At 66.9% G+C, this 19,787-nt stretch carries 20 protein-coding genes; 11 read left to right on the top strand and 9 right to left on the bottom strand.

Annotation, left to right across the window (positions count from 1 at the left end; all coding sequences use genetic code 11):
* Positions 1-5: 5 nt before the first annotated feature.
* The 3 genes from WKW77_RS04670 to WKW77_RS04660 all read left to right on the top strand — a co-directional run bounded on the left by WKW77_RS04670 (position 6) and on the right by WKW77_RS04660 (position 2,380).
* The gene (locus WKW77_RS04670) at positions 6-1,229 is read left to right on the top strand and encodes an SDR family NAD(P)-dependent oxidoreductase (protein WP_340355675.1); all 1,224 of its coding nucleotides are present in this window, start codon (positions 6-8) and stop codon (positions 1,227-1,229) included.
* Positions 1,226-1,984, top strand: coding sequence for a carboxymuconolactone decarboxylase family protein (locus WKW77_RS04665; protein WP_340355674.1), 759 nt, complete (start codon positions 1,226-1,228; stop codon positions 1,982-1,984). Before WKW77_RS04670 ends, WKW77_RS04665 begins: the two co-directional genes overlap by 4 nt.
* Positions 1,985-2,164: 180 nt before the next feature.
* Entirely contained in the window at positions 2,165-2,380 is a 216-nt protein-coding gene (locus WKW77_RS04660; protein ID WP_340355673.1) for a hypothetical protein, read from the top strand.
* A gap of 3 nt (positions 2,381-2,383) precedes the next feature.
* Here WKW77_RS04660 and WKW77_RS04655 read toward each other — a convergent pair whose 3' ends face one another.
* On the bottom strand, positions 2,384-2,821 hold the full coding sequence (locus tag WKW77_RS04655) for an Lrp/AsnC ligand binding domain-containing protein (RefSeq protein ID WP_093165329.1): 438 nt from the start codon (positions 2,819-2,821) through the stop codon (positions 2,384-2,386).
* Positions 2,822-2,942: 121 nt separating this feature from the next.
* Between WKW77_RS04655 and ilvB the strand changes: the two genes are divergently transcribed.
* Positions 2,943-4,727, top strand: a complete 1,785-nt coding sequence (gene ilvB / locus WKW77_RS04650; RefSeq protein ID WP_340355672.1) for a biosynthetic-type acetolactate synthase large subunit — start codon at positions 2,943-2,945, stop codon at positions 4,725-4,727.
* Between the two features lie 9 nt (positions 4,728-4,736).
* On the opposite strand, the gene WKW77_RS04645 is transcribed toward ilvB, so the two are convergent.
* The 4 genes from WKW77_RS04645 to WKW77_RS04630 all read right to left on the bottom strand — a co-directional run bounded on the left by WKW77_RS04645 (position 4,737) and on the right by WKW77_RS04630 (position 9,793).
* Positions 4,737-5,699, bottom strand: coding sequence for a Bug family tripartite tricarboxylate transporter substrate binding protein (locus WKW77_RS04645; RefSeq protein ID WP_340355671.1), 963 nt, complete (start codon positions 5,697-5,699; stop codon positions 4,737-4,739).
* Between the two features lie 42 nt (positions 5,700-5,741).
* The gene (locus WKW77_RS04640; protein WP_340355670.1) at positions 5,742-6,962 is read right to left on the bottom strand and encodes a CaiB/BaiF CoA transferase family protein; all 1,221 of its coding nucleotides are present in this window, start codon (positions 6,960-6,962) and stop codon (positions 5,742-5,744) included.
* 99 nt (positions 6,963-7,061) lie between these two features.
* Positions 7,062-8,201, bottom strand: a complete 1,140-nt coding sequence (locus WKW77_RS04635) for an FAS1-like dehydratase domain-containing protein (RefSeq protein WP_340355669.1) — start codon at positions 8,199-8,201, stop codon at positions 7,062-7,064.
* A 32-nt stretch (positions 8,202-8,233) separates the two neighbouring features.
* Positions 8,234-9,793 (bottom strand): acetate--CoA ligase, encoded by a 1,560-nt coding sequence (locus tag WKW77_RS04630; RefSeq protein WP_340355668.1) that lies wholly within the window; start codon positions 9,791-9,793, stop codon positions 8,234-8,236.
* A 190-nt stretch (positions 9,794-9,983) separates the two neighbouring features.
* Here WKW77_RS04630 and WKW77_RS04625 point away from each other — a divergent pair, with 190 nt between their 5' ends.
* Positions 9,984-10,763 carry an IclR family transcriptional regulator gene (locus tag WKW77_RS04625; RefSeq protein ID WP_340355667.1) on the top strand — a complete coding sequence of 260 codons (780 nt, stop codon included), beginning with the start codon at positions 9,984-9,986 and terminating at the stop codon, positions 10,761-10,763.
* Between the two features lie 45 nt (positions 10,764-10,808).
* Here WKW77_RS04625 and WKW77_RS04620 read toward each other — a convergent pair whose 3' ends face one another.
* From WKW77_RS04620 to WKW77_RS04610, 3 genes are all read right to left on the bottom strand, one after another.
* Complete coding sequence (locus WKW77_RS04620; RefSeq protein ID WP_340355666.1) at positions 10,809-11,171, bottom strand: hypothetical protein; 363 nt, start codon at positions 11,169-11,171, stop codon at positions 10,809-10,811.
* Positions 11,172-11,275: 104 nt separating this feature from the next.
* Positions 11,276-12,397: a patatin-like phospholipase family protein gene (locus WKW77_RS04615; RefSeq protein WP_340355665.1), complete on the bottom strand. Its 1,122-nt coding sequence runs from the start codon at positions 12,395-12,397 to the stop codon at positions 11,276-11,278.
* 33 nt (positions 12,398-12,430) lie between these two features.
* Positions 12,431-13,381 carry a LysR family transcriptional regulator gene (locus WKW77_RS04610; protein ID WP_340355664.1) on the bottom strand — a complete coding sequence of 317 codons (951 nt, stop codon included), beginning with the start codon at positions 13,379-13,381 and terminating at the stop codon, positions 12,431-12,433.
* A 107-nt stretch (positions 13,382-13,488) separates the two neighbouring features.
* On the opposite strand from WKW77_RS04610, the gene WKW77_RS04605 reads away from it, so the two are divergent.
* From WKW77_RS04605 to WKW77_RS04580, 6 genes are all read left to right on the top strand, one after another.
* Positions 13,489-14,436 (top strand): hydroxymethylglutaryl-CoA lyase, encoded by a 948-nt coding sequence (locus WKW77_RS04605; protein WP_340355663.1) that lies wholly within the window; start codon positions 13,489-13,491, stop codon positions 14,434-14,436.
* A gap of 14 nt (positions 14,437-14,450) precedes the next feature.
* The gene (locus tag WKW77_RS04600; RefSeq protein WP_340355662.1) at positions 14,451-15,596 is read left to right on the top strand and encodes a CaiB/BaiF CoA transferase family protein; all 1,146 of its coding nucleotides are present in this window, start codon (positions 14,451-14,453) and stop codon (positions 15,594-15,596) included.
* 49 nt (positions 15,597-15,645) lie between these two features.
* Entirely contained in the window at positions 15,646-16,632 is a 987-nt protein-coding gene (locus WKW77_RS04595) for a tripartite tricarboxylate transporter substrate binding protein (protein ID WP_340355661.1), read from the top strand.
* 108 nt (positions 16,633-16,740) lie between these two features.
* On the top strand, positions 16,741-17,823 hold the full coding sequence (gene hppD, locus WKW77_RS04590) for a 4-hydroxyphenylpyruvate dioxygenase (RefSeq protein ID WP_340355660.1): 1,083 nt from the start codon (positions 16,741-16,743) through the stop codon (positions 17,821-17,823).
* Between the two features lie 123 nt (positions 17,824-17,946).
* On the top strand, positions 17,947-18,174 hold the full coding sequence (locus tag WKW77_RS04585) for a CDGSH iron-sulfur domain-containing protein (protein ID WP_340355659.1): 228 nt from the start codon (positions 17,947-17,949) through the stop codon (positions 18,172-18,174).
* 26 nt (positions 18,175-18,200) lie between these two features.
* The gene (locus tag WKW77_RS04580; RefSeq protein ID WP_340355658.1) at positions 18,201-18,875 is read left to right on the top strand and encodes a protein-L-isoaspartate(D-aspartate) O-methyltransferase; all 675 of its coding nucleotides are present in this window, start codon (positions 18,201-18,203) and stop codon (positions 18,873-18,875) included.
* Between the two features lie 4 nt (positions 18,876-18,879).
* Here WKW77_RS04580 and WKW77_RS04575 read toward each other — a convergent pair whose 3' ends face one another.
* Positions 18,880-19,767 carry a LysR substrate-binding domain-containing protein gene (locus WKW77_RS04575; protein ID WP_340355657.1) on the bottom strand — a complete coding sequence of 296 codons (888 nt, stop codon included), beginning with the start codon at positions 19,765-19,767 and terminating at the stop codon, positions 18,880-18,882.
* Positions 19,768-19,787 lie beyond the last annotated feature (20 nt).

Genomic DNA, 19,787 nt, shown 5'->3' with positions numbered 1-19,787 from the left:
CGCAGATGCAGACGGTTCTGATCACCGGTGCCGCTTCGGGCATCGGCCGCGACGCGGCGCGACTGTTCGCCGCGGCCGGTTGGCAATGCGTGCTGGTCGACAACAACGCGCAGGCCTTGCAGGCGCTCGGGCCGACGCTGCCTTCTCCGGCCTCGGCAGCGCATGTGCTGCGCGCGGTCGACCTGACCGATGCCGCGCAGATCGCGTCGCTTGGCGACGGCATCCCGGCACTGGACGCCATCCTCAACAACGCCGGGATGTCGGATGATTCGAACACGCCGTTGGCCGAGCAGTCCTCCGCGCAGATGGCGCGCCTGCTCGCGCTGAACCTGGCCGCACCGGCGGCCGTGGTCGATGCGTGCGCGCACCTGCTCAAGCCCGGCGCGCGCATCGTGAATGTCGCGTCCGGCGCAGGGCTGCATGCCATTCCATGGCGCGGCGCCTACAGCCCCAGCAAGGCCGGGCTCATTGCCCAGACGCAAGCCCTGGCCAAGGCACGTCCCGAGTGGTGCGCCACGGTGCTCGCGCCTGGATTCGTGCGAACGGAACTGGTGGACGCATTGATCCAGGCCGGCCGGATCAAGCCCGAGAACGCGGTAGGCAAGATTCCCCTCGGGCGCATGGCCTCGCCCGCCGAGATGGCGCAGGCGCTGTTCTTTCTTGCGAGTCCCGGCGCCGCGCCCCTGCGAGGGCAGGTGCTGGCGTTCAACGGGGGCTCGTCGATCTTCGGCGGGAGCCAGCGCTTCGAGCCGGCCGTGCTGGAGCCCCTGCCGCTGGACATACCGATGCGGCTCGAAGTCCGCGGCGGCGACGGCGCGCCGTGGCAGGCCTCGACGCAGGCGCCATCGGTGCAGCCCCATTACGAGGCGTGCCTCGACCTGTCGCCGCTGTCGTGCGAAGGGCCGGCGCAGTTGCACGCGGTGCACGCGGCTGCCGTGCGTTTTTCCGCGCGCCACGCGCAGCAGGCCAGCCTGACCGTGCTGCTGCCCGCTTCACGTTCCGGCCGCTGGCAAGACGCCGGCGACGGCGCCGCCGCGCGCATGCTGGTGTCGACCCTCGCCTGCGAATGGGGTGGGCGTGCACTGCGGATCAATGCGCTGGAAGTGCCCGAAGCGATCGATCCGCAGTCGCTGCACCCGCTGCTGCGTTTCGTCTGCGGGCCTGCCGCGCAGTACCTGACCGGGCAGACGCTCGCTTGCAACGGCATTTCGCAGGGAGCACCGCTGTGAACACGAAACCAGCCGACACGGCCGAGGCCGAACGGATCAAGGACTACTTCATCGCCGAGCGCGGCTACTGGCGCCCCTGGACCGAGACCATGCTGCAGGCCTGCCCCGGCTTCGTCGAGCAGTACGCGCGCTACGCCGGCTATCCGGCACGCACGGGTCCGCTGACGGAGCGCATGGTGGAGCTCATCTACATCGCGCTCGACAGTTCCTCGTCGCACCTTTTCCAATCCGGCCTGCAGACGCACATGAAACGGGCGCTCGAAGTGGGCGCGACACAGGCGGACATCTTCGACGTGCTGCACCTCGTGGCCGTGCAAGGCGCTGTCCACACCTGCCAGGCCGCCGACATCCTTGCCGAGTTCACCGGCGGGAAAGAAACGGCGGTGATCGACGGAAAGCTTCAGGCACGGATCGAATCGCTCGGCTCCGCACACGCGCTCTCCCTTGCGGCGGTGGCGCGGATGGACCCCGGCTATGCCCACGTGCTGCTCGACTTCATCGAGCAGGGGCGGCCGGGCACGGGACTCAGCCCCGGCGAGCGCAGCCTGGTTCAACTGGCGCTGCACGCATGCTTTACCGCCTTCAATCCCGATGCGATACGGCGGATCGTGCCCGTGGCGCTTTCACAGGGACTCGCACCGGCCGAACTCCTGCAGGCCATCCAGCTCGGGGCCCATCTGGCGGTGCATGGCACGGCGCTGGGCGCAAATGTGTTCCGGCAGTCGACAGCGCCGGCTGCCGAGCAGGGTTCATGAAGCCTTCATCGGCACCCGCGCCGAAGCGATGCGCCACGAACGTCGTTGCCGCCTCGACAACAAAGCGGCGGCATCGCGGACTATTTCGTGGAATGGAACACCGCGTTCATCCGCGATGGCTTTTTAAGGACGACGCGCAGGACTAGATTGGAGCCATCGCAGCCCATCGGAGATCGCACCATGTCCCAGCCGAGTCACGCCGAGTCCGGTGACCGTTTCGAGGTCCGGTTCCGGTCGCTGTTTCGCGAAGGTCGCGGGTTTGCGTTTCCTTGCGATGCCCGCGGCCATGTGAATCTCGAATCGTTGTCCGAACGCGGCCGCAGCAACTACCTCTTCGCCAGCGCCATGGTCGGCCGCGAGTTCGCGGCCCCCAGCGTCACCATGGCGCTGCGATAGCCCTCAATCGATCGGCACGCTGGCCTCTTTCAGCACGCGCAGCACGAAGTGCGACTTGCTGTGCCGGATACCGGGAATCTTGTAGAGCTTCTCGCGCAGCAGGCGCTCGTAGTCGCGGGTGTCGCGCACCGCGATGCGGATGTAGTAGTCGTAGTCGCCCGAAACCAGGTAGGCCTCCAGGATCTCGGGGATGGTCGCGAGCACGCGCCCGAACTCGTAGAGGGTTTCGTCGGTGTGGCTTTCGAGGGTGAGCTGCACGATCACCGAATCGCGATAGCCGAGGCTCGCCGGGTCCACGTCGACCGTGTAGCGCCGGATGACGCCTTCGGCTTCGAGGCGCTTGATGCGGCTCCAGCAGCTGGTGGCCGAGAGCCCGACCTCGGTGCCGATATCCTGCAGCGAGCGGCGCGAGTCCTGCAGCAGGATGCGCAGGATGGCCATGTCGATCTTGTCGAAAAATTCTTCGGCCGGCTTTTGATTTTTCCGTTGAATCTTCAAGGAACTCTCCTTTTCTCTCGAAATTCTGAAGCACATTCTGCGGCAAGGCCGGAAGAATTGCGGGATGGAAATCGCTACGAGAAATCCGGCACCGACCGGCACTGAGGAAGCCCCCGCCGCCCCCCTGCGCAACGGCGCCGAACGGCTGCTGGATGCGCTGGTCGAAGGCGGCGTCGACACCCTGTTCGGCTACCCCGGCGGCGCCGCATTGCCGCTCTACGACGCGCTGCATGGAGAGCCCCGGCTGCGCCACATCCTCGTCCGCCACGAGCAGGCGGCGGTGCACGCCGCCGAGGGCTATGCGCGCACCACGGGCAAGGTCGGCGTGGTGCTGGTGACCTCCGGCCCCGGCGTGAGCAACACCATCACGGGGCTACTCGATGCCATGAGCGACTCCGTGCCGGTGCTCTGCATCAGCGGGCAGGTGGCGACGAGCGTGATCGGCACCAACGCCTTCCAGGAAAGCGATGCCCTGGGCATGTCGCGCCCCGTCACCAAGTGGAACTTCCAGGTGCGCTCGGCCGCGCAGGTGCCGCAGGCGGTGCGCGAGGCGCTGGCCATCGCCAAGAGCGGGCGGCCCGGGCCGGTGCTGCTCGATGTGCCGAAGGATGTTCAACTGGCCCGTGCCGATGGCATGCCGACCGCCGGCATGCCGCGCTCACGCACCACGCCTTCGCAGCCCGCCGTACCCCGCGGCAGCCTGCAGCGCGCAGCCGACCTGATCTCGACCGCGCGGCGGCCCGTGTTCTATGGCGGCGGCGGTCTCGTGAACTCAGGCCCCGACGCCTGCGCCGCCTTCGCGCGGCTGGTGCGCGCGACGGGCGCACCTTGCACGCTCACCCTCATGGGCCTTGGCGCGTTTCCCGCGTCCGATCCGCAGTGGCTCGGCATGCTCGGCATGCACGGCACGCTCGAAGCGAATCTCGCGATGCACGAAGCCGACCTCGTCGTCAACGTCGGAGCGCGCTTCGACGATCGCGTCACCGGCAAGCTCGACATGTTCTGTCCGCATGCACGCAAGATCCACATCGACATCGATCCGAGCAGCATCCACAAGACGGTGCGCGCCGATGTGCCGATCGTGGGCGACTGCGGCCAGGTGCTGAACGGACTGCTGGCGCTGCCCGAGCTGCAGGGCCTCGCGCCCGAACGGCTGGCGCCCTGGTGGCAGCGCATCGCGCGCTGGCGCGATGCGCGCTGCCTGGACTTCGCCACGCATGCGGACCACATCCTCCCGCAGCACCTCATGGCCGCGCTGCAGTCACGGCTGCAAGGCCGCGATGCCATCGTCTCCACCGACGTCGGCCAGCACCAGATGTGGGCCGCGCAGTACCTGCGCTTCGAGCGGCCCGCCCGGTGGCTGACCTCGGGCGGTGCCGGCACCATGGGGTACGGACTGCCCGCAGCGATCGGCGCGCAGGTGGCGCATCCCGATGCGCTCGTGGTCTGCGTGAGCGGCGACGCGTCCGTGCTGATGAACATCCAGGAGCTCTCGACCGCGGTGCAGCACGCAACGCCCGTCAAGCTCGTGCTCAGCAACAACGGCTACATGGGCATGGTGCGCCAGTGGCAGGAGCTGAACCATGGCAACCGGCTGTCGCACAGCTGGAACGCCGCGCTGCCGGACTTCGTGGCGCTGGCGAAGGCCTTTGGCTGGGGTGCGCGCCGCGTCGCCGATCCGCGCGAGTTGGACGACGCGCTGGCCGAATGCCTGGCCTTCGAGGGGCCGTTCTTCCTCGACGTGCAGGTCGCGCCAGAGGAGAACTGCTTTCCGATGATTCCGGCGGGCGCGGGACATCACGAAGTGATGTTGTCCAAGGATTGCTGGCACGAAGAGAAGGCGTCGTGACGCCGCCGCTCACTCCAGTTTCATTCCTGCGCTCCGGATGAGCGGCCCCCACTTCTCGCGTTCGCTGCGCGCGAAGCGATCGAGGCTCTCGGGCGTTCCGCCGGCCGGCTCGTGCCCGAGTTCCAGGAGACGCTGCCTCGCTTCGGGCTGCGTGAGGATCTTCGCGATCTCCGCATTGAGCTTCTGGACGATCGCCGCGGGTGTTCCACGCGGCGCGTAGAGCCCGTTCCATGCGACGACCTGGAATCCCTCCAGCCCCTGGCTGGCCGCCGGCTTCGTGCCCGGCAGGAGTGCCGACTCCTGGAGCGACGTCACTGCGAGCGCCTTGAGCTTGCCGTTCGCGATGAAGGGCCGCGCCGCACTGGCCGTGTCGATGCCGACCAGCACCTGCCCACCCATGAGATCGGTCATGGAGGTGCCGGAGCCCTTGTAGGGGACGGACCGCATCACCACGCCGCCCTGCTTCTGGATGAGTTCGAGCACGAGGCGCGACGTTGTGCTCGGCAGACCGACGTCGACGGCGTCGGGCCTTGCCTTCGCGGCCGCGAGCAGGTCCGCCATGTTCCTGTAAGGCGCGTTCGGATTCGCGAGGATCACCATCGGGAAGGTGCTGACCAGCGCCACCGCCTCGAAGTCCTTCTCCGGATCGAAAGGCATCGCCGGATAGAGGAACTGGTTGAGCACGTGGGTGCCGTTGGTCCCCATGAGCAGCGTGTAGCCATCGGGAGCGGCGCGCGCGACTTCGGCGGCACCGATGTTTCCGCCGGCGCCCGCCCGGTTGTCGATCACCAGGGGCTGGCCCAGTGCACGGCCCAGATGCTCGGCCAGATAGCGGGTCGCGACATCCGTCCCCTGCCCCGCCTGGTAGGGAACGATGATGCGTATCGGCTTCGTGGGATAGGCCTGGGCCAGCGCGAAGGAAGAACTCAAGAGCGCTACGAGCGCAACAAAGATGCTGACGATCCGTTTCATTGCATGGTCTCCTTTTTTGATTGTTTCCGCGATCGCCCTCGTTCAGGGCGCCGCTTCCGGACAGATGTCGATGGCCTGCAGACGGCGGATCTGGCCCGGGTCGAGTCCCGCTTCATCGAGGACTTCGCGCGCGTGCTGACCGAAGCGCGGCGGAGGCCGGCCCGGCCGGCCCGGCGTTCGCGAAAGCCGCACGGGCACGCCGATGCCCCGGTAGCCATCGATGTTCACGCTCATGCCGCGATGCATTGCATGCGCCTGTGCGAAAGCCTCCGGCACGGTGTGCACCGGCCCCACCGGCACGCCGCTTCGCATGAGCGCGCTGCACACCGGATCGCGCTTCCAGCCTGCAAGCACGGCTTCGATCCGCCGCCGCAGTTCGTCGCGGTGCTGCAGGCGCGCCGCATTGGTCGCGAAGCGCGGATCGCCCGCCAGCCCGTGGAGATCCATGACCGCGCAGAACTTCGCGAACTGCCGGTCGTTGAGGATGCCGAGGAACACCTGTCCGTCTTCGCACTGGAACTTGTCGTAAGGCGCGATGTTGGGATGGGCGCTGCCGAGCAGGCCGGGGACCTGGTCCGAGTGCATCCAGTTGGCGCCATGCGGCACGAGCAGGCTCAATGCGGTGTCGAACAGCGTCGCCTCCACGCGCTGGCCGAGGCCCGTGCGATCGCGGTGATGCAGCGCCAGCAGGATGCCCGTCAGCGCGGTGTAGCCGGTCAGGTGGTCGACGATGGGGATGCCCATGCGCGTCGGGCCCGAGGCAGGGTCGCCATTGACGCTCATGAGGCCGCACATCGCCTGCAGAACGGCGTCGTAGCCCGGCAGTCCGCCCAATGGCCCATCCGGGCCGAAGCCCGAGATCGCGCAGTAGATGAGGCCGGGAAAGCGCGGCTTCAGTTCGTCCTCGAAATCCAGCCCCCAGCGCTGCATCGTGCCCGGGATGAAGTTCTCCACCAGCACGTCGGCGTCCTGCAGGAGGTGCAGCAGCGTGTCACGGCCTTCGGGCTGCGCGAGGTTCAGCGCCAGGGCGCGCTTGCCCCGGTTGACCGCCGTGAAGTAGGCCGCGTCGCCGTCGTCGTTGAACGGCGGCCCGAGCGTCCGGGTCTCGTCGCCGGTCGGCGGTTCGATCTTGATCACGTCGGCGCCATGATCGGAAAGGATCTGGGTGCACAAGGGGCCGGCGAGGACTCTGGACAGGTCGATGACCCGCAGCCCCGCGAGCGCCCCGTGCCCATCGGCACCGCGCCTTGAAGTAGTTGGCATATCAGATCCGAGAGGAATGGCCGCGGCCGCCGGCGCGAGCCGGGCCGCCGTGCCATCCGGTTGTCGATCCCGCCGGCGCCCCGGCTGGGGCGAGGCGACTCAGCCGCGCGTGGGAAGCTCCACGACGCCCGACCCGATGACCGACAGCTCGTCGTCCTGGTTGTGGGCCTCCTGGGAGATCTCCACGAGGTGCCGTCCGTTCTCGACGAACTTGCGCTTGACGAAGCCCTTGATGAACAGCATGTCGCCCTCTGGGTTGTGGCGGCGGATCTTGCAGTGCGCCTTGCAGAGGAACCCGTCGTCACCCATCCAGTTGGTCAGGTGATGCGTGAGCCACGACGTGCGTTCCGGACCGTAGTCGTAGGCGCCCGGCGCGCCGACCTCCAGCGCGAAGTCCTCTTCCCAGTGCACGCGCTCCGGCACGTCCGGGATGCCGAAGCGGTTCGTGATGCCGACGCCAGGGTGCGCGTCGATGAGCTTCCACGCCAGCTTGTTGGCCCGGATGTAGAGCCCGCCCCAGCCTTGCGCATAGGCGATGAAGCCGGTCACCGTCATCGGGCCCTTGAACATCACCGGGAGCGCCTCGCCTTCCTTCACGTCTTCCCAGTAGCGGGGCGTGCTGCCCCGAACTTCTTCCTTGGCGTAGAGCTTGTAGGCCTCCTGGATCTCCTCGGTCGAATAGCGGCGCGGCGCGCGTTCACGCACTTCCTTGTACTTGCTGCCCTGCTCGCGCGCGTGGTCGCGCTCGGTGCGGAAGCACCAGCTGTCCGCCTCGGCCACCTTGTCGCCTTCCTGGTTGAAGAAGTCGACGTGATAGATCTGCTGCACCGCGCGGCCGGCAAAGCGGGTCTCGTGCTCGATCAGGTCCTTGAGGTAGGCCTCGGTCCGGATCGTGTCGTTGCGATGGACCGGCTTGTGCCATTCCCAGTCCGCGCCCGACCACATGGCGTGCACGCCCGGCAGGCCGCCCACGTAGCCCGAGACGATCCGGCTGGTCGAGAACAGGAAGCTCGGCAGCGCGACGATGCCGCCGTACTTCGTCTTGGCTGCGTAGTCCGGATCGCACCACAGCGGGTTGTCGTCGCCGATGCCGTGCGCGTAGTGGCGGATGTTGTCGCGCGTCGCTTCGTAGCACCAGGGCTCGGCCGTCACGCCGATCTTCAGGCCAATGCGCTCGCGCAGCTCGTCCAGGCCGTTGTCGGTGATCTTCGGGAAGGTTCTTTCGGTGGTGGTGGACATGCCGTCTCCTGTTGAATGAATGGGGGGTTGGGTTACGAAAGGGCGGACGCGCCGGCGGCTTCCTGCTCGCGCAGCTTCTTCCGATGGATCTTTCCGGCGGGCGTCTTCGGCAGCTCGGCGACGAATGCGACCTGCCGCGGGTACTCGTGCTGGCTCAGGCGGGTGCGGACCGCGTCCTGTATTTCCTCGATGAATTGCTCGCCCGCGGGGCGGTCCGAGACCACGAAGGCCTTGACGACCAGTCCGCGCAGCGCGTCGGGCACGCCGATGGCCGCGGCCTCCTTGACGTCGGGGTGCTTGAGGATCGCGTCCTCCACCTCCACCGCGCCGATGGTCCAGCCGGCCGAGATGATCACGTCGTCCGCGCGGCCGCCGTGCCAGAAGTAGCCCTCCTCGTCGACGCGGCCGAGATCCTTCGTCGCGACCCATTCGCCGCGGCGCCAGAGCTTCAGCTCGCCGGTCGCACCGGGCGCACAGGGCTTGCCGTTGACGTCGTGCACCTGGACCCGAAGGCCGGGGATGGGCTTGCCGAGCGAGCCCGACTTGACCGGGAAATCCGCTGCGCCCGGATAGGACACGAGGCACACGCCGATCTCGGTCGTGCCGTACATGCTGCAGGCCTTGTGGCCGAAGGTCGCCTCGATGAACGCAGCGGTCTCGCTGTCGATCGGCTCGCCGGTGAACGACACCTTGTCGAGCGCGTACGCGTACTTCGACGCCGCGCCCGAGTTGCGCATCATCCGGTAATGGGTCGCCGCCGCCGACAGGTTGTTGAACCGGTGCGACGCCAGCGCCCGCAGCAGCCGCTCGCCATTGAACTTGCCTGCGTAGGCGCCGATCGTCACGCCCATGGCGAGCGGCGCCAGCGTGCCGTGCCAGAGCCCGTGCCCCCAGGCCGGAGACGAAGGGCACATGAAGCGGTCGCCCGGCCGCACGCCGGTGCCGTACAACGCGGCGAGCATCAGCGTGACGATGGCCCGGTGCGTGTGCTTGACGGCATCCGGCAGCTCCCGCGTGGTGCCGGAGGTGTACTGGAAGATCGCGAGATCGTCCGCCCGCGTGTTGACGTCGAAGCGTGAAGAGAAGCGATCGAGCGAAGCGATGAAGGCTTCGTCCGCGACCACCACCTTCAGATCGCCGGAGGCGGGCACGACCTCCGCCTTCTCCGGATTCGTCACGAGCAACCGGGGCTTGCAGTCCTGCACGCGCAGACGGATGCCGTCCGGACCGAACAGCGTGAAGAGGGGAACCGCGATCGCACCCAGCTTGATCGCGCCGAAGATCGCCACGTAGAAGGCCAGCGAGGGTTCGAGCATCACGGCCACGCGGTCGCCCGGCCGGATGCCCTCTGCCGCGAGGAAGTGCGCGAATCGCGACGAGCCTTCCGAGATCTGCCGAAAGCTCAGCGTCTCGTCTTCGCCGTTCGCACGCACGAGGACCACGGCCTCGTTCTCTCCATCCACATGGCGATCGATGCACTCGTGCGCAATGTTCATGCGCTCGGCATCGCCCTCGAAGAGCTCCCACAGGCCTGCGGTGCTGCAGTGCGTTTGCGCATCCGCATAGGAGGTGAACTGCGTCAGTTTCGTCATCGCTGTCTCTCGTTTCGTGATGGAGAGACTTTGCGCGTCGGTGTCGTAATTGTCAATAGCATCCATGAATTGTCTATAGACAATTCATGGCGACACTCGGTAGAGGCACGCGACGAGGTCCGGCGCGTCGCACAGGTATGCGCGCAACAAAGCGTCGTATGCTTCGCCCACTTCGTGATCCGCCATCCCCATGCCTGCCGCAGCACCTGCATCTCCGCCCGTCAAGGGCCCTCGTGTTCGCCCCGTTCCCGCGGTTTCCCGCGCCCTCGCCATCCTTCGGTTGCTGGCCGCGAACGCCGAGCCGATGACGCTCAAGACGATCTCGGAGGAACTCGAGCTGGTGACGAGCACCTGCCTCCACATCCTTCGCGTGCTGGTCGAGGAAGGCATGGTCAAGGTCGAGGCGGGAACGAAGCGATACAGCCTCGATGTCGGCGTGCTGTCCCTCGCGCGCAGCGTGGTGGAGAACAACCCCTTCCCCATGCGCGTGCAGAGCGCGCTCGATCGCATTGCCGAGCGATGGAACGTCACCACGATCGGGATGAAGGTCTCGGGCCTCGACGACCTCGTGGTGCTGGCCCTGGCACGCTCCAGAGGGCCGTTCCGCCTGTACGTGGAAGTGGGCAGCAGGGTGCCCGCGCTGACCAGCGCGACCGGGCGGATCGTCGCGCACTACGCCGGCTTGACCGATGTCGAACTCGCCCGCCAGTTCAAGTCGCTGCACTGGGAGAACCCGCCTTCGTTCGAGACCTGGCTGAAGGAAGTGAAGTCGGTCCAGCGCAAGGGGTTCGCCATCGATCGTGGCAACTACATCAGCGGTATCTCGGTCCTGGCGGTTCCGATCCTCGATGCGCATCGTCGCGTGACGCACGCGATCGCCGCGCTCGGTGTCGCGGACACGTTGACCGCTTCAAAGGTGCAGGCCCTGGCGACGGACATGCAGGCGGAGGCCGCGGGCCTCGCACAGTGACAGCGAACCAGGTTCGGCCAGTAGCGGTACGCGAGTCAATCGCGACTACTTGACGCCGACCACCGCGCCACGAAACCTGCCGTCGGGCCGCAGCGCAGTCAGCGCTCCATCTCGCCGAACGATGGCCACGCAGCCCTCGGTGACTGGCTGCTTGTTCCAGCTGGTGCAATATCCGCCCGGGCTGAATACGCGCCATTTGCCGACGTCGTTGTAGGGTCCCGAAACGATCGCCTTGCCGCTTGGGGCAAGCTCCACGTCGTAGGTCTTGCCATCGTCCAGGTTCCAGCGCACGGTCTTCCCCACGATCGTGGACTGAAACTCCTCGTCGGTCAGAGGAACATCGAGGGCCAGTACGTGCCCCGTCCCGATGACCGATCCGAAAGCAATCAAGATGACTGGCAACTTCATGGGCATCTCCACGTCGATGTGATCGAGATTGGATCGCGCACGAGCGACCAGTTCATCATCAGCTTGCGGCTTGACGCCAGGCTTTCGGCGCTGATGCGCCCGCCTCATTGAAGCGGAAAGCGCGCATACGGCAGCGCCGCCGGCAGCGGGTGCGTGACGATCTCCGGCGCCCGGGCGCGCACGGCCGCATCGCTGACCGCATAGCCCCAGTTGATCAGCTCGCATTGCTCCTGCTCCGTGAACCGGTCCAGGCGTGTGCGGATGCTGCTGAGATCGGCGATCTTTTGCGCGGAAACGGGCAGCGCGCCGGGAGCTTCGAAGTCCTGGATGGGCGTGTTGATGGCCCAGAAGGCCCCGGCGACTGTCTTTTGCTCGTACTCCCGGATCAGCATGCGCTTGCGCAACGCCAGTGCCTGGTTCAGCCCGATGTCCATGACCCTGAAGATCTGCTTGGGCGCGAGGCTTGCCATGCCCGCGTCGAGTTCGAACGGCTTGCCCGCATCGCTTGCCAGCACGGTGGCGTAGCGCCCCCACACGGTCTCGAGCCCGAGGTTGTCGTAGACGCCCCCGTCGGCCAGCAGCAGGCGGCGGCGAAAGTCTTCCTGCGGCCACAGGTCGGCGCCATCGGTCTTTTCGAAGAGCGCCGGGTCGACCTCCAGCTCGATGGGCGCGAGCACCGGTGGAAAGGCGCTGGAACAGGCGACCGCCGTGGCCACGTCGAACCGGGGCTGGCGGATCAGGCCGATGCGGTAGTCGCCGGCAAAGGGCTTCGAGAAACGGAAACTCACGCCGGTCGCATAGTTGGTGGCGTTGAACACGAAGCGGGGCGCGTCCGGCAGGTCCTGCAGCGACGCATCCATGCCCAGGTGCTTGCGGTACGCATTCGCCACCTCCTCGCCCGCCGACCGGAATGGATTGAGCGCGCCGGATATGACCGAGCCGACGTCGATGTTCCGGGAGCAGAAATCCCGCAGCGGCGCCTCGACCTCGTCGATGAAGTTCGAGGCCTGTGCGTTGGCGTCGAAGCCGAGGTGCGACCAGCGCAACGCGAGATGGCCCGCGGTGATGGACCCGCCGGACACGCTGGAGATGCGCGCGAGCCGGGCCAGCACACCCAGTTCGTTGAGCCGCCGCAGCACCCCCACGTGAAACAGCACCGCCCGGAATCCCCCGCCGGACAGGGCGAGTGCGATGCCCTCCTTCCTGGTCTCGTCGCGCAATGCCATGGCGCCTCTCCAACGATCGCTGAAGGAGACAGGCTAGGACCCGCGTCGTTTGCGCGCATCCACCAGTCTGGGTAGGCCTGAAGTGAGAACCGGCAACGCGCTCAGGTGATCCACCAGCAGTCTCGCCGCAGGCGAGAGCTGCTCGAAGTCCCGATAGCAGATGGCGAATCGCCTTTTCGCCCACTCCTCCTTGAGCGTGACCACCCGGGTTCGCGCAGGGTCCCGCGACATCTCCGCGATCTGCCTGGGAACCACGGCAAGGCCCAGTCCGGCACCGACGCAACGCAGCGACGCGTCGAAGGTCGAAACGACGGCCCGATAGAAGATCGGCTTGCCGATGATCGCCGCCGCACGGGCGAGCATCGTGTGCACCGCCGTGTTCGCCGGCAGGCCCACATGGTCATGGTCCAGCGTCTGGGCAAAGCTGCAGGCCTTCAGCCTGGCCAGCGGATGGTCCGCGTGGACCACGATGCCGAGTTCGTCGCCGCGATAGGGCCGCGTCTGCAGGCCTTCCAGGTCCGCGGCGTCCCAGCACACGCCCACGGGCGCGAGGCCCTCCCGCAACGCGCTGACCAGCTCGGCGCTGTTGCGCTCCTCGATGTCCACGCGGATCTGCGCATGCGCGGGCTGCTGCAGGAAGGCGGCGATGTCGTCCGGCAGCGACTCGGTGATCGAGGACACGGATGCGAGCATGCGGACCTGTCCCTTGACGCCATGCCGGTATGCGGCCATGTCGCGCGCGACCCGGTCCGCAGTGGCCAGCATGGCGCGCGCGTGTTCGAGCAGGATTTCGCCCGCGGCTGTCGGCACGACGCCGCGCCGGTGCCGCTCGAAGAGCGGCGCATGCACCTGCTCTTCCAGTTGCGCGAGCCGCTTGCTGATGGCCGACGAGCCGATGTGCTCCTGCTCGCCTGCACGGGCGATGTTCCGGTGATCGCAGGCGGCCACGAAGAGCCGCAATGTCGTGAGATCGAGGTCGCGCATGACGAGACTTTCCTGATTGGAAACGCAAACACGACAATTTATCGCTTCACCGTCGACCGGGGCAACTCTAAAGTTCGGCAAACGCTGGATTTCCGAAAGACACCCCCATGACTGCAGCCCCTTCATCCCTGACCCGAAAGGCCATCATCCGCGAAGTCGGTCTTCGCGATGGGCTGCAGAGCATCGCCACCATCGTCCCGACCGAGCGCAAGCGCGAATGGCTTCGCGACGCCGTGGCCGCCGGTCAGACCGAGATCGAGGTCGGCTCTTTCGTTCCGGCCCGGCTGATGCCCCAGCTTGCCGACACCGAGGAAGTGCTGGCCTACGCGAAGACGCTGCCGGGCCTGTTCGCATCCGTGCTCGTGCCGAACCTTCGCGGTGCCGAACGCGCGCTCGAAGGCGACGCCGACCTGATGATCCTGCCGCTCTCGGCGAGTCACGCCCACAGCCTCGCCAATCTGCGCAAGACACCGGACGACGTAGTCGCCGAACTGGGCCGCATCCGCGCGGCGCGCGACGCCTCGGGCAGAAAGACGCTGATCGAAGGCGGCGTCGGCACGGCGTTCGGCTGCACGATCCAGGGGCACGTCGAGGAGTCCGAAGTCCTTCGCCTCATGCAGGCCCTGCTGGACGCGGGCGCCGACCGCGTGAGCCTGGCGGACACCGTCGGCTATGCCGATCCGGCCTCGGTCGGCCGCCTGTTCGAGAAGGCGCTGAAGATCGCGGGCGACCGCTTCTGCTGTGGGCATTTCCACGACACGCGCGGCCTTGCGCTGGTCAACGTGCATGCCGCGCTGCAACTCGGTGTCAGCCGCTTCGACGCCTCGCTCGCCGGCATCGGCGGCTGCCCGCACGCTCCGGGCGCGAGCGGCAATGCGTCCACCGAAGACCTGGCGTTCATGCTGGAAGCCATGGGCATCGATACCGGCCTTCACATTCCCGCGCTGCTGGCGCTGCGCGCCAAGGTGGCGGGCTGGCTCGACGGCGAACCCACGCACGGCACGCTCTGGCGCGCCGGGCTGCCCAAGACTTTCGCGACCCCTGCAACCGCCTGATCTCCCTCCACACCATGAACCAAGACAACACCCTGCCGCTCGCCGGCATCCGCGTCCTCGAATTCACCCACATGGTGATGGGCCCGACCTGCGGGATGATCCTCGCGGACCTCGGCGCCGAGGTCATCAAGGTCGAGCCGCCCGGCGGCGACAAGACCCGCAAGCTGCCGGGCCTGGGCATCGGCTTCTTCCGCAGCTTCAATCGCAACAAGAAGAGCGTGGTGCTGGACATCACGAGCGAGGCCGGCCGCCAGACCGCCGCCGAACTGGCCGGAAGCTGCGACGTGGTGCTCGAGAACTTCCGGCCGGGCCTCATGAACGAACTCGGCCTGGACTACGAGACCCTGTCGAAGAAATACCCGCGCCTGATCTGCGTGAGCCACAAGGGCTTCCTGCCCGGCCCCTACGAAAAGCGCCTGGCGCTGGACGAGGTGGTGCAGATGATGGGCGGCCTCTCCTACATGACCGGCCCGGTCGGACGCCCGCTGCGCGCGGGCACCAGCGTCAACGACATCATGGGCGGCATGTTCGGCGCCATCGGCGTGCTCGCGGCGCTGCGCGAGCGCGATCGCACCGGGCGCGGGCAGGAAGTGCAGAGCGCGCTGTTCGAGAACTGCGTGTTCCTGTCTTCGCAGCACATGCAGCAGTTCCTCATGACCGGCGAGCCGCCGCCGCCGATGCCCTCGCGCGTGTCGGCCTGGAGCGTCTACGACGTGTTCGCGCTTGCCGGCGGCGATCAGCTGTTCATCGGTGCGGTGAGCGACAAGCAGTTCAACACGCTGTGCCGCGTGCTGGAGCGCACCGACCTGCTGGACCGCCCCGAGTACGCGGACAACGCAGCACGCGTGGCCGTGCGTCCGCAACTCCTGGCCGAACTCGGCGCGATTCTCGTGACCCACCGCATCGATGAGCTCGCGCCCAAGCTGGAGGCCGCAGGCATTCCGTACGCGCCGATCTCCCGCCCCGAGCAACTCGTGAACGATCCGCATTTGAAGCAGAGCGGTGGCCTCGTGCCGATGACGACGGACGACGGCGGAAGCACCGAGGTGGTGTTGCTGCCCCTCACGATGGGCGGCCGCCGCCCGGGTGTTCGCATGCCCTTGCCCCGCATCGGCGAGCACACCGAAGAGGTACTCGCCGGGCTCAAGAACGCCGCTTGAGCCGCATCCCATCAGCATTCCGTTCCATACCAATCATCAGGAGACAGACATGTTCATCGACACCATCGGCCGTCGCTCGCTGCTCGCGTTCGGCGCCGCCGCACTGGCTGCCAGCTTCGCCGGCACGGCCGCCAGCCAGCCCTCCACGCCCTTGCGCGTGATCCTTCCGGTGAGCGCGGGATCGGGCGTCGACGTGATCGTCCGCTCTGCCCAAGTCGCACTCACGAAGGCGCTCGACGGGCAGCCGGTGGTCATCGAGAACCAGCCGGGCGCGGGTGGCATCACGGGCACGCAGAACCTGGTCAAGGCGGCGCCGGACGGCAACACGATCGCTGTCATCTCCAACAATCACTCGGTGAATCCGAGCGTCTTCAAGAAGCTGCCTTACGACAGCCTCGCCGACATCACCCCCATCACCATCCTGGGCGGCTCGCCGTTCGTGCTGGTCGTCAACCCGAACAAGGTGAGCGCGAAGAACGCCAAGGAACTCCAGGCCCTGATGAAGGCCAAGCCGGGCGAGTTCAACTACGGGTCCTCCGGCAACGGAACGATCATTCACCTCGCCGGCGAGATGTTCGTCGACGAGGCAAGCGTGAAGGCGCGCCATATCCCCTACAAGGGGATGGGTCCCATGATCACGGACATCATGGGTGGCCAGGTCGAGATGGGCGTGGGCGCTGTCGCGGCCGTGCAGGGCCAGATCAAGTCCGGCGCCCTGCGGCCCATCGGCGTGATGGGCAAGGAGCGCGTGCCATCGCTGCCCGAGGTGCCCACCATGGCCGAGCAGGGATTCCCGGGCGTCGATGTCGCGGGCTGGTTCGCGGTCGTCGGCCCCAAGGGCCTGCCGCCGGCGCAGGTCAAGCGCCTCCGCGATGCATTTGCGACCGCATTCAACGATCCCGACGTCAAGGCCGGTTTCGCGAAGCGCGACGACTTCCTGATCCTCAACACACCCGAAGAAGCCGGCAAGTTCCTCAAGTCCGAGCAGGAACGCTATGCCAGGCTCGTCAAGAAGGCCAACGTCACACTCGAATGACCCGCAGACCGACCACCTGCGCCCTCCGCCGACTTCGTCCACACTGTCACGTTCAGGCGCGACCTCGACGCCGGTCGGCCGAACTCATCTGTTTCCGAGGAGCTCTTCATGAGTGATCTGTTCGACAACCCCATGGGCCTGTGCGGCTTCGAGTTCGTGGAATTCGCCTCGCCCAGCCCGGGCGTGCTGGAGCCCCTGTTCGAGAAGCTCGGCTTCACGCTGGTGGCCAAGCACCGTTCGAAGAACGTGCTGCTGTATCGCCAGGGCGGCATCAACTTCATCGTGAACAACGAGCCGGGGCAGGCGGCCTACTTCGCCGCCGAGCACGGTGCCTCGGCCTGTGGGCTGGCCTTCCGCGTGCGCGATTCGCACAAGGCCTACCAGCGGGCGCTGGAGCTGGGCGCCCAGCCCGTGGACATCCCCACCGGTCCGATGGAGTTGCGCCTGCCGGCCATCAAGGGCATCGGCGGTGCGCCGCTGTACCTCATCGACCGCTTCGAGGACGGCAAGTCCATCTACGACATCGACTTCGAGTTCCTGCCGGGCGTGGACCGCCACCCCAAGGGCCACGGCTTCCAGGTCGTGGACCACCTCACGCACAACGTGTATCGCGGCCGCATGGCCTACTGGGCGGACTTCTACGCCAAGCTCTTCAATTTCCGCGAGATCCGCTACTTCGACATCAGCGGCGAGTACACCGGGCTGACCTCCAAGGCGATGACGGCGCCGGACGGGCTGATCCGCATTCCTCTCAACGAGGAAGCCAGGCAGGGCGGCGGCCAGATCGAGGAGTTCCTCATGCAGTTCAACGGCGAGGGCATCCAGCACATCGCCCTCCTGACCGACAGCCTGCTCGATTCGATCGACCAGTTGCAGATGGCCGGCATCCCGCTGCTCACGGCACCCAACGACATCTACTACGAGAACCTGGAGAAGCGCCTGCCGGGGCACGGGCAGGCCGTGGGCGAACTGCAGGCGCGCGGCATCCTGCTGGACGGCACGACCGAAGGCGGCCAGCCGCGCCTGTTGCTGCAGATCTTCTCGGAGCCGATGCTGGGGCCGGTGTTCTTCGAGTTCATCGAGCGCAAGGGCAACTACCGGGAAGGCTTCGGCGAAGGCAATTTCAAGGCGCTGTTCGAGTCGCTGGAAAGAGACCAGATCAACCGCGGCGTGCTCAAGGCCGAAGCCTAGAACACGGCCCCCCGCCGAGTGCCTCCTCGCCCATCAGGGTCTCCCGGTTGAAGTTGCGGGCCCGCTGCGCTCAAATTCCCGGTTGAACGCGTTCGCGCCGCGTCCAACCTGGTGGAGGCAATCATGGCGAGACTGGTCATGCGTACGCGCAGCAAGCCCTATCCGATCGACATCGGCGGCGAGACGCAATTCATCTGCGGTTGCGGCCTGTCGGCGAACCAGCCCTTCTGCGATGGCACCCACAAGCTGACGCGCGATGAACAGGAAGGCACGCTCTGCTGGTACGACGCCGACATGCAGCGCAAGGAGATCGGCCACGCATTCCCCAACATTCGCGCGCCGAGGGAATAGGTCCGGCCCGGCGTGCCGGAGGCACCATGAGCGACCCTGACTTCACGATGCTGCAGCAGCGCATGCTGGCCGAGATCGCCGCCAAGACGGTGTTCTCGACCAACTATCTGGACAAGGCGGCGCTGGATTCGAGGGTCATGAACGCCATGGCCACGGTGCCGCGCCACGCGTTCGTGCCGTTCGAAATGCGGCCCTATGCCTACGTCGACACGCCCTTGCCGATCGGCTACGGCAAGACGATCTCGCAACCCTTCATCGTCGCCGTGATGACCGACCTGCTCGGCGTGCAGCCGACCGACACGGTCCTCGAGATCGGGACGGGGATGGGCTACCAGTCGGCCATCCTGGCGCAACTCGCACACCGCGTCTTCACCGTCGAGATCATCGAGGAACTGGCCGAGCAGGCCGCGCACCGGCTGGCCGACCAGGGGTGCGACAACGTCGAGATCAGGGTCGGCAACGGCTGCCAGGGCTGGCCCGAACATGCGCCCTTCGACAAGATCATGGTGACCGCGGCGCCCGAGCTGATTCCGCCGGCGCTCATCTACCAGTTGAAGCCGGGCGGCACGATGGTGATACCCGCCGGGTTGCCTGATGCACAGCAACTCATCCAGCTCAGGAAGGACGCGCAGGGTTCGGTCACGACGAGGGAGATCTTCCAGGTCCTTTTCTCGACGCTCGAGGACGTGGCCTTGCCGTGATTCTTCAGTCGTTTCTCGCCGCCTCGCCGTGGAGCCATGACAGGAACGCCTCGACCGGCGCGCGCTTCCCATGGCGCGCCGGGTATACGACGAAGTGCGCCTTGATGGGTATGGCCTTGTCCAGGCTCAGGATCGGCTTGAGCTTTCCCTCTGCCATGTGCCGTCCGGCAATGGTGTAGCTCTCCAGCGCCACGCCCAGGCCCAGCGCCGCGGCATCGAGCGACATCATCGCGCGGTCGAAGCGAAGGACGAATCGCTCGGGCGCACGCTGGTTGGTGTGGGCCTTGAACCAGTCTGACCACTGCACCACGCTGACGTTGCTCTGGATCAGCGGAACATCCAGCAACTGCTCGGGCCGCTTCAGGCGATGCTGGCGAATGAAGGCGGGACTCGCCAGCGGCACGATCCGCTCCTCGAAGAGCGGCTCGATCACGAGGTCGGGCCATTGCGGCACGCCGTAGCGGATGTCGATGTCCGCCTGCCCGAGCCTGAAGTCGCTGTGGGTGTGAGCGGCCGACAGGTTCAGCGAGATGTCGGGATAGGCCTGCGCAAAGGCGGCCAGCCGCGGGAGCAGCCACAAGCTCGCGAAGCTGGGCGTGGAGTGCACATAGAGGCTGTTGCGCACGCCCTGGCGCAGGTCGTCGCTCGCCGCACCGATGGCCTGAAGAGCGCCGCTGACACGCGTGAGGTACTGCTCGCCCGCGGCACTCAGGCGCACCCCATGCGCGCTGCGTTCGAACAGGCGCACGCCCAGGTGGGCCTCGAGCCGCGCCACCTGGTGGCTGATCGCGGACGCCGTGAGATGCAACTCGGCGGCGGCCAGCGCAAAGCTGCGGCGGCGGGCCACGGCCTCGAAGGCCTGGAGGTTCACGAAGGGAGGAATGGAGGCCATGGGGGAACCCTGACGTCAGA

Origin of the sequence: Variovorax ureilyticus (genome assembly GCF_037889935.1) — a bacterium.
Classification (GTDB): Bacteria; Pseudomonadota; Gammaproteobacteria; order Burkholderiales; family Burkholderiaceae_C; genus Variovorax; species Variovorax ureilyticus.
Note: the sequence above shows the minus strand (reverse complement) of the source record. Positions and strands in the feature narration are given on the sequence as shown.

Bases quoted from the DNA above. Each gene is read 5' to 3' on its own strand.
- WKW77_RS04670 (WP_340355675.1), top strand. From the start codon at position 6: ATGCAGACGGTTCTGATCACCGGTGCCGCTTCGGGCATCGGCCGCGAC.
- WKW77_RS04660 (WP_340355673.1), top strand. From the start codon at position 2,165: ATGTCCCAGCCGAGTCACGCCGAGTCCGGTGACCGTTTCGAGGTCCGG.
- WKW77_RS04655 (WP_093165329.1), bottom strand. From the start codon at position 2,821: ATGGCCATCCTGCGCATCCTGCTGCAGGACTCGCGCCGCTCGCTGCAG.
- ilvB (WP_340355672.1), top strand. From the start codon at position 2,943: ATGGAAATCGCTACGAGAAATCCGGCACCGACCGGCACTGAGGAAGCC.
- WKW77_RS04645 (WP_340355671.1), bottom strand. From the start codon at position 5,699: ATGAAACGGATCGTCAGCATCTTTGTTGCGCTCGTAGCGCTCTTGAGT.
- WKW77_RS04640 (WP_340355670.1), bottom strand. From the start codon at position 6,962: ATGCCAACTACTTCAAGGCGCGGTGCCGATGGGCACGGGGCGCTCGCG.
- WKW77_RS04635 (WP_340355669.1), bottom strand. From the start codon at position 8,201: ATGTCCACCACCACCGAAAGAACCTTCCCGAAGATCACCGACAACGGC.
- WKW77_RS04630 (WP_340355668.1), bottom strand. From the start codon at position 9,793: ATGACGAAACTGACGCAGTTCACCTCCTATGCGGATGCGCAAACGCAC.
- WKW77_RS04625 (WP_340355667.1), top strand. From the start codon at position 9,984: ATGCCTGCCGCAGCACCTGCATCTCCGCCCGTCAAGGGCCCTCGTGTT.
- WKW77_RS04620 (WP_340355666.1), bottom strand. From the start codon at position 11,171: ATGAAGTTGCCAGTCATCTTGATTGCTTTCGGATCGGTCATCGGGACG.
- WKW77_RS04615 (WP_340355665.1), bottom strand. From the start codon at position 12,397: ATGGCATTGCGCGACGAGACCAGGAAGGAGGGCATCGCACTCGCCCTG.
- WKW77_RS04610 (WP_340355664.1), bottom strand. From the start codon at position 13,381: ATGCGCGACCTCGATCTCACGACATTGCGGCTCTTCGTGGCCGCCTGC.
- WKW77_RS04605 (WP_340355663.1), top strand. From the start codon at position 13,489: ATGACTGCAGCCCCTTCATCCCTGACCCGAAAGGCCATCATCCGCGAA.
- WKW77_RS04600 (WP_340355662.1), top strand. From the start codon at position 14,451: ATGAACCAAGACAACACCCTGCCGCTCGCCGGCATCCGCGTCCTCGAA.
- WKW77_RS04595 (WP_340355661.1), top strand. From the start codon at position 15,646: ATGTTCATCGACACCATCGGCCGTCGCTCGCTGCTCGCGTTCGGCGCC.
- hppD (WP_340355660.1), top strand. From the start codon at position 16,741: ATGAGTGATCTGTTCGACAACCCCATGGGCCTGTGCGGCTTCGAGTTC.
- WKW77_RS04585 (WP_340355659.1), top strand. From the start codon at position 17,947: ATGGCGAGACTGGTCATGCGTACGCGCAGCAAGCCCTATCCGATCGAC.
- WKW77_RS04580 (WP_340355658.1), top strand. From the start codon at position 18,201: ATGAGCGACCCTGACTTCACGATGCTGCAGCAGCGCATGCTGGCCGAG.
- WKW77_RS04575 (WP_340355657.1), bottom strand. From the start codon at position 19,767: ATGGCCTCCATTCCTCCCTTCGTGAACCTCCAGGCCTTCGAGGCCGTG.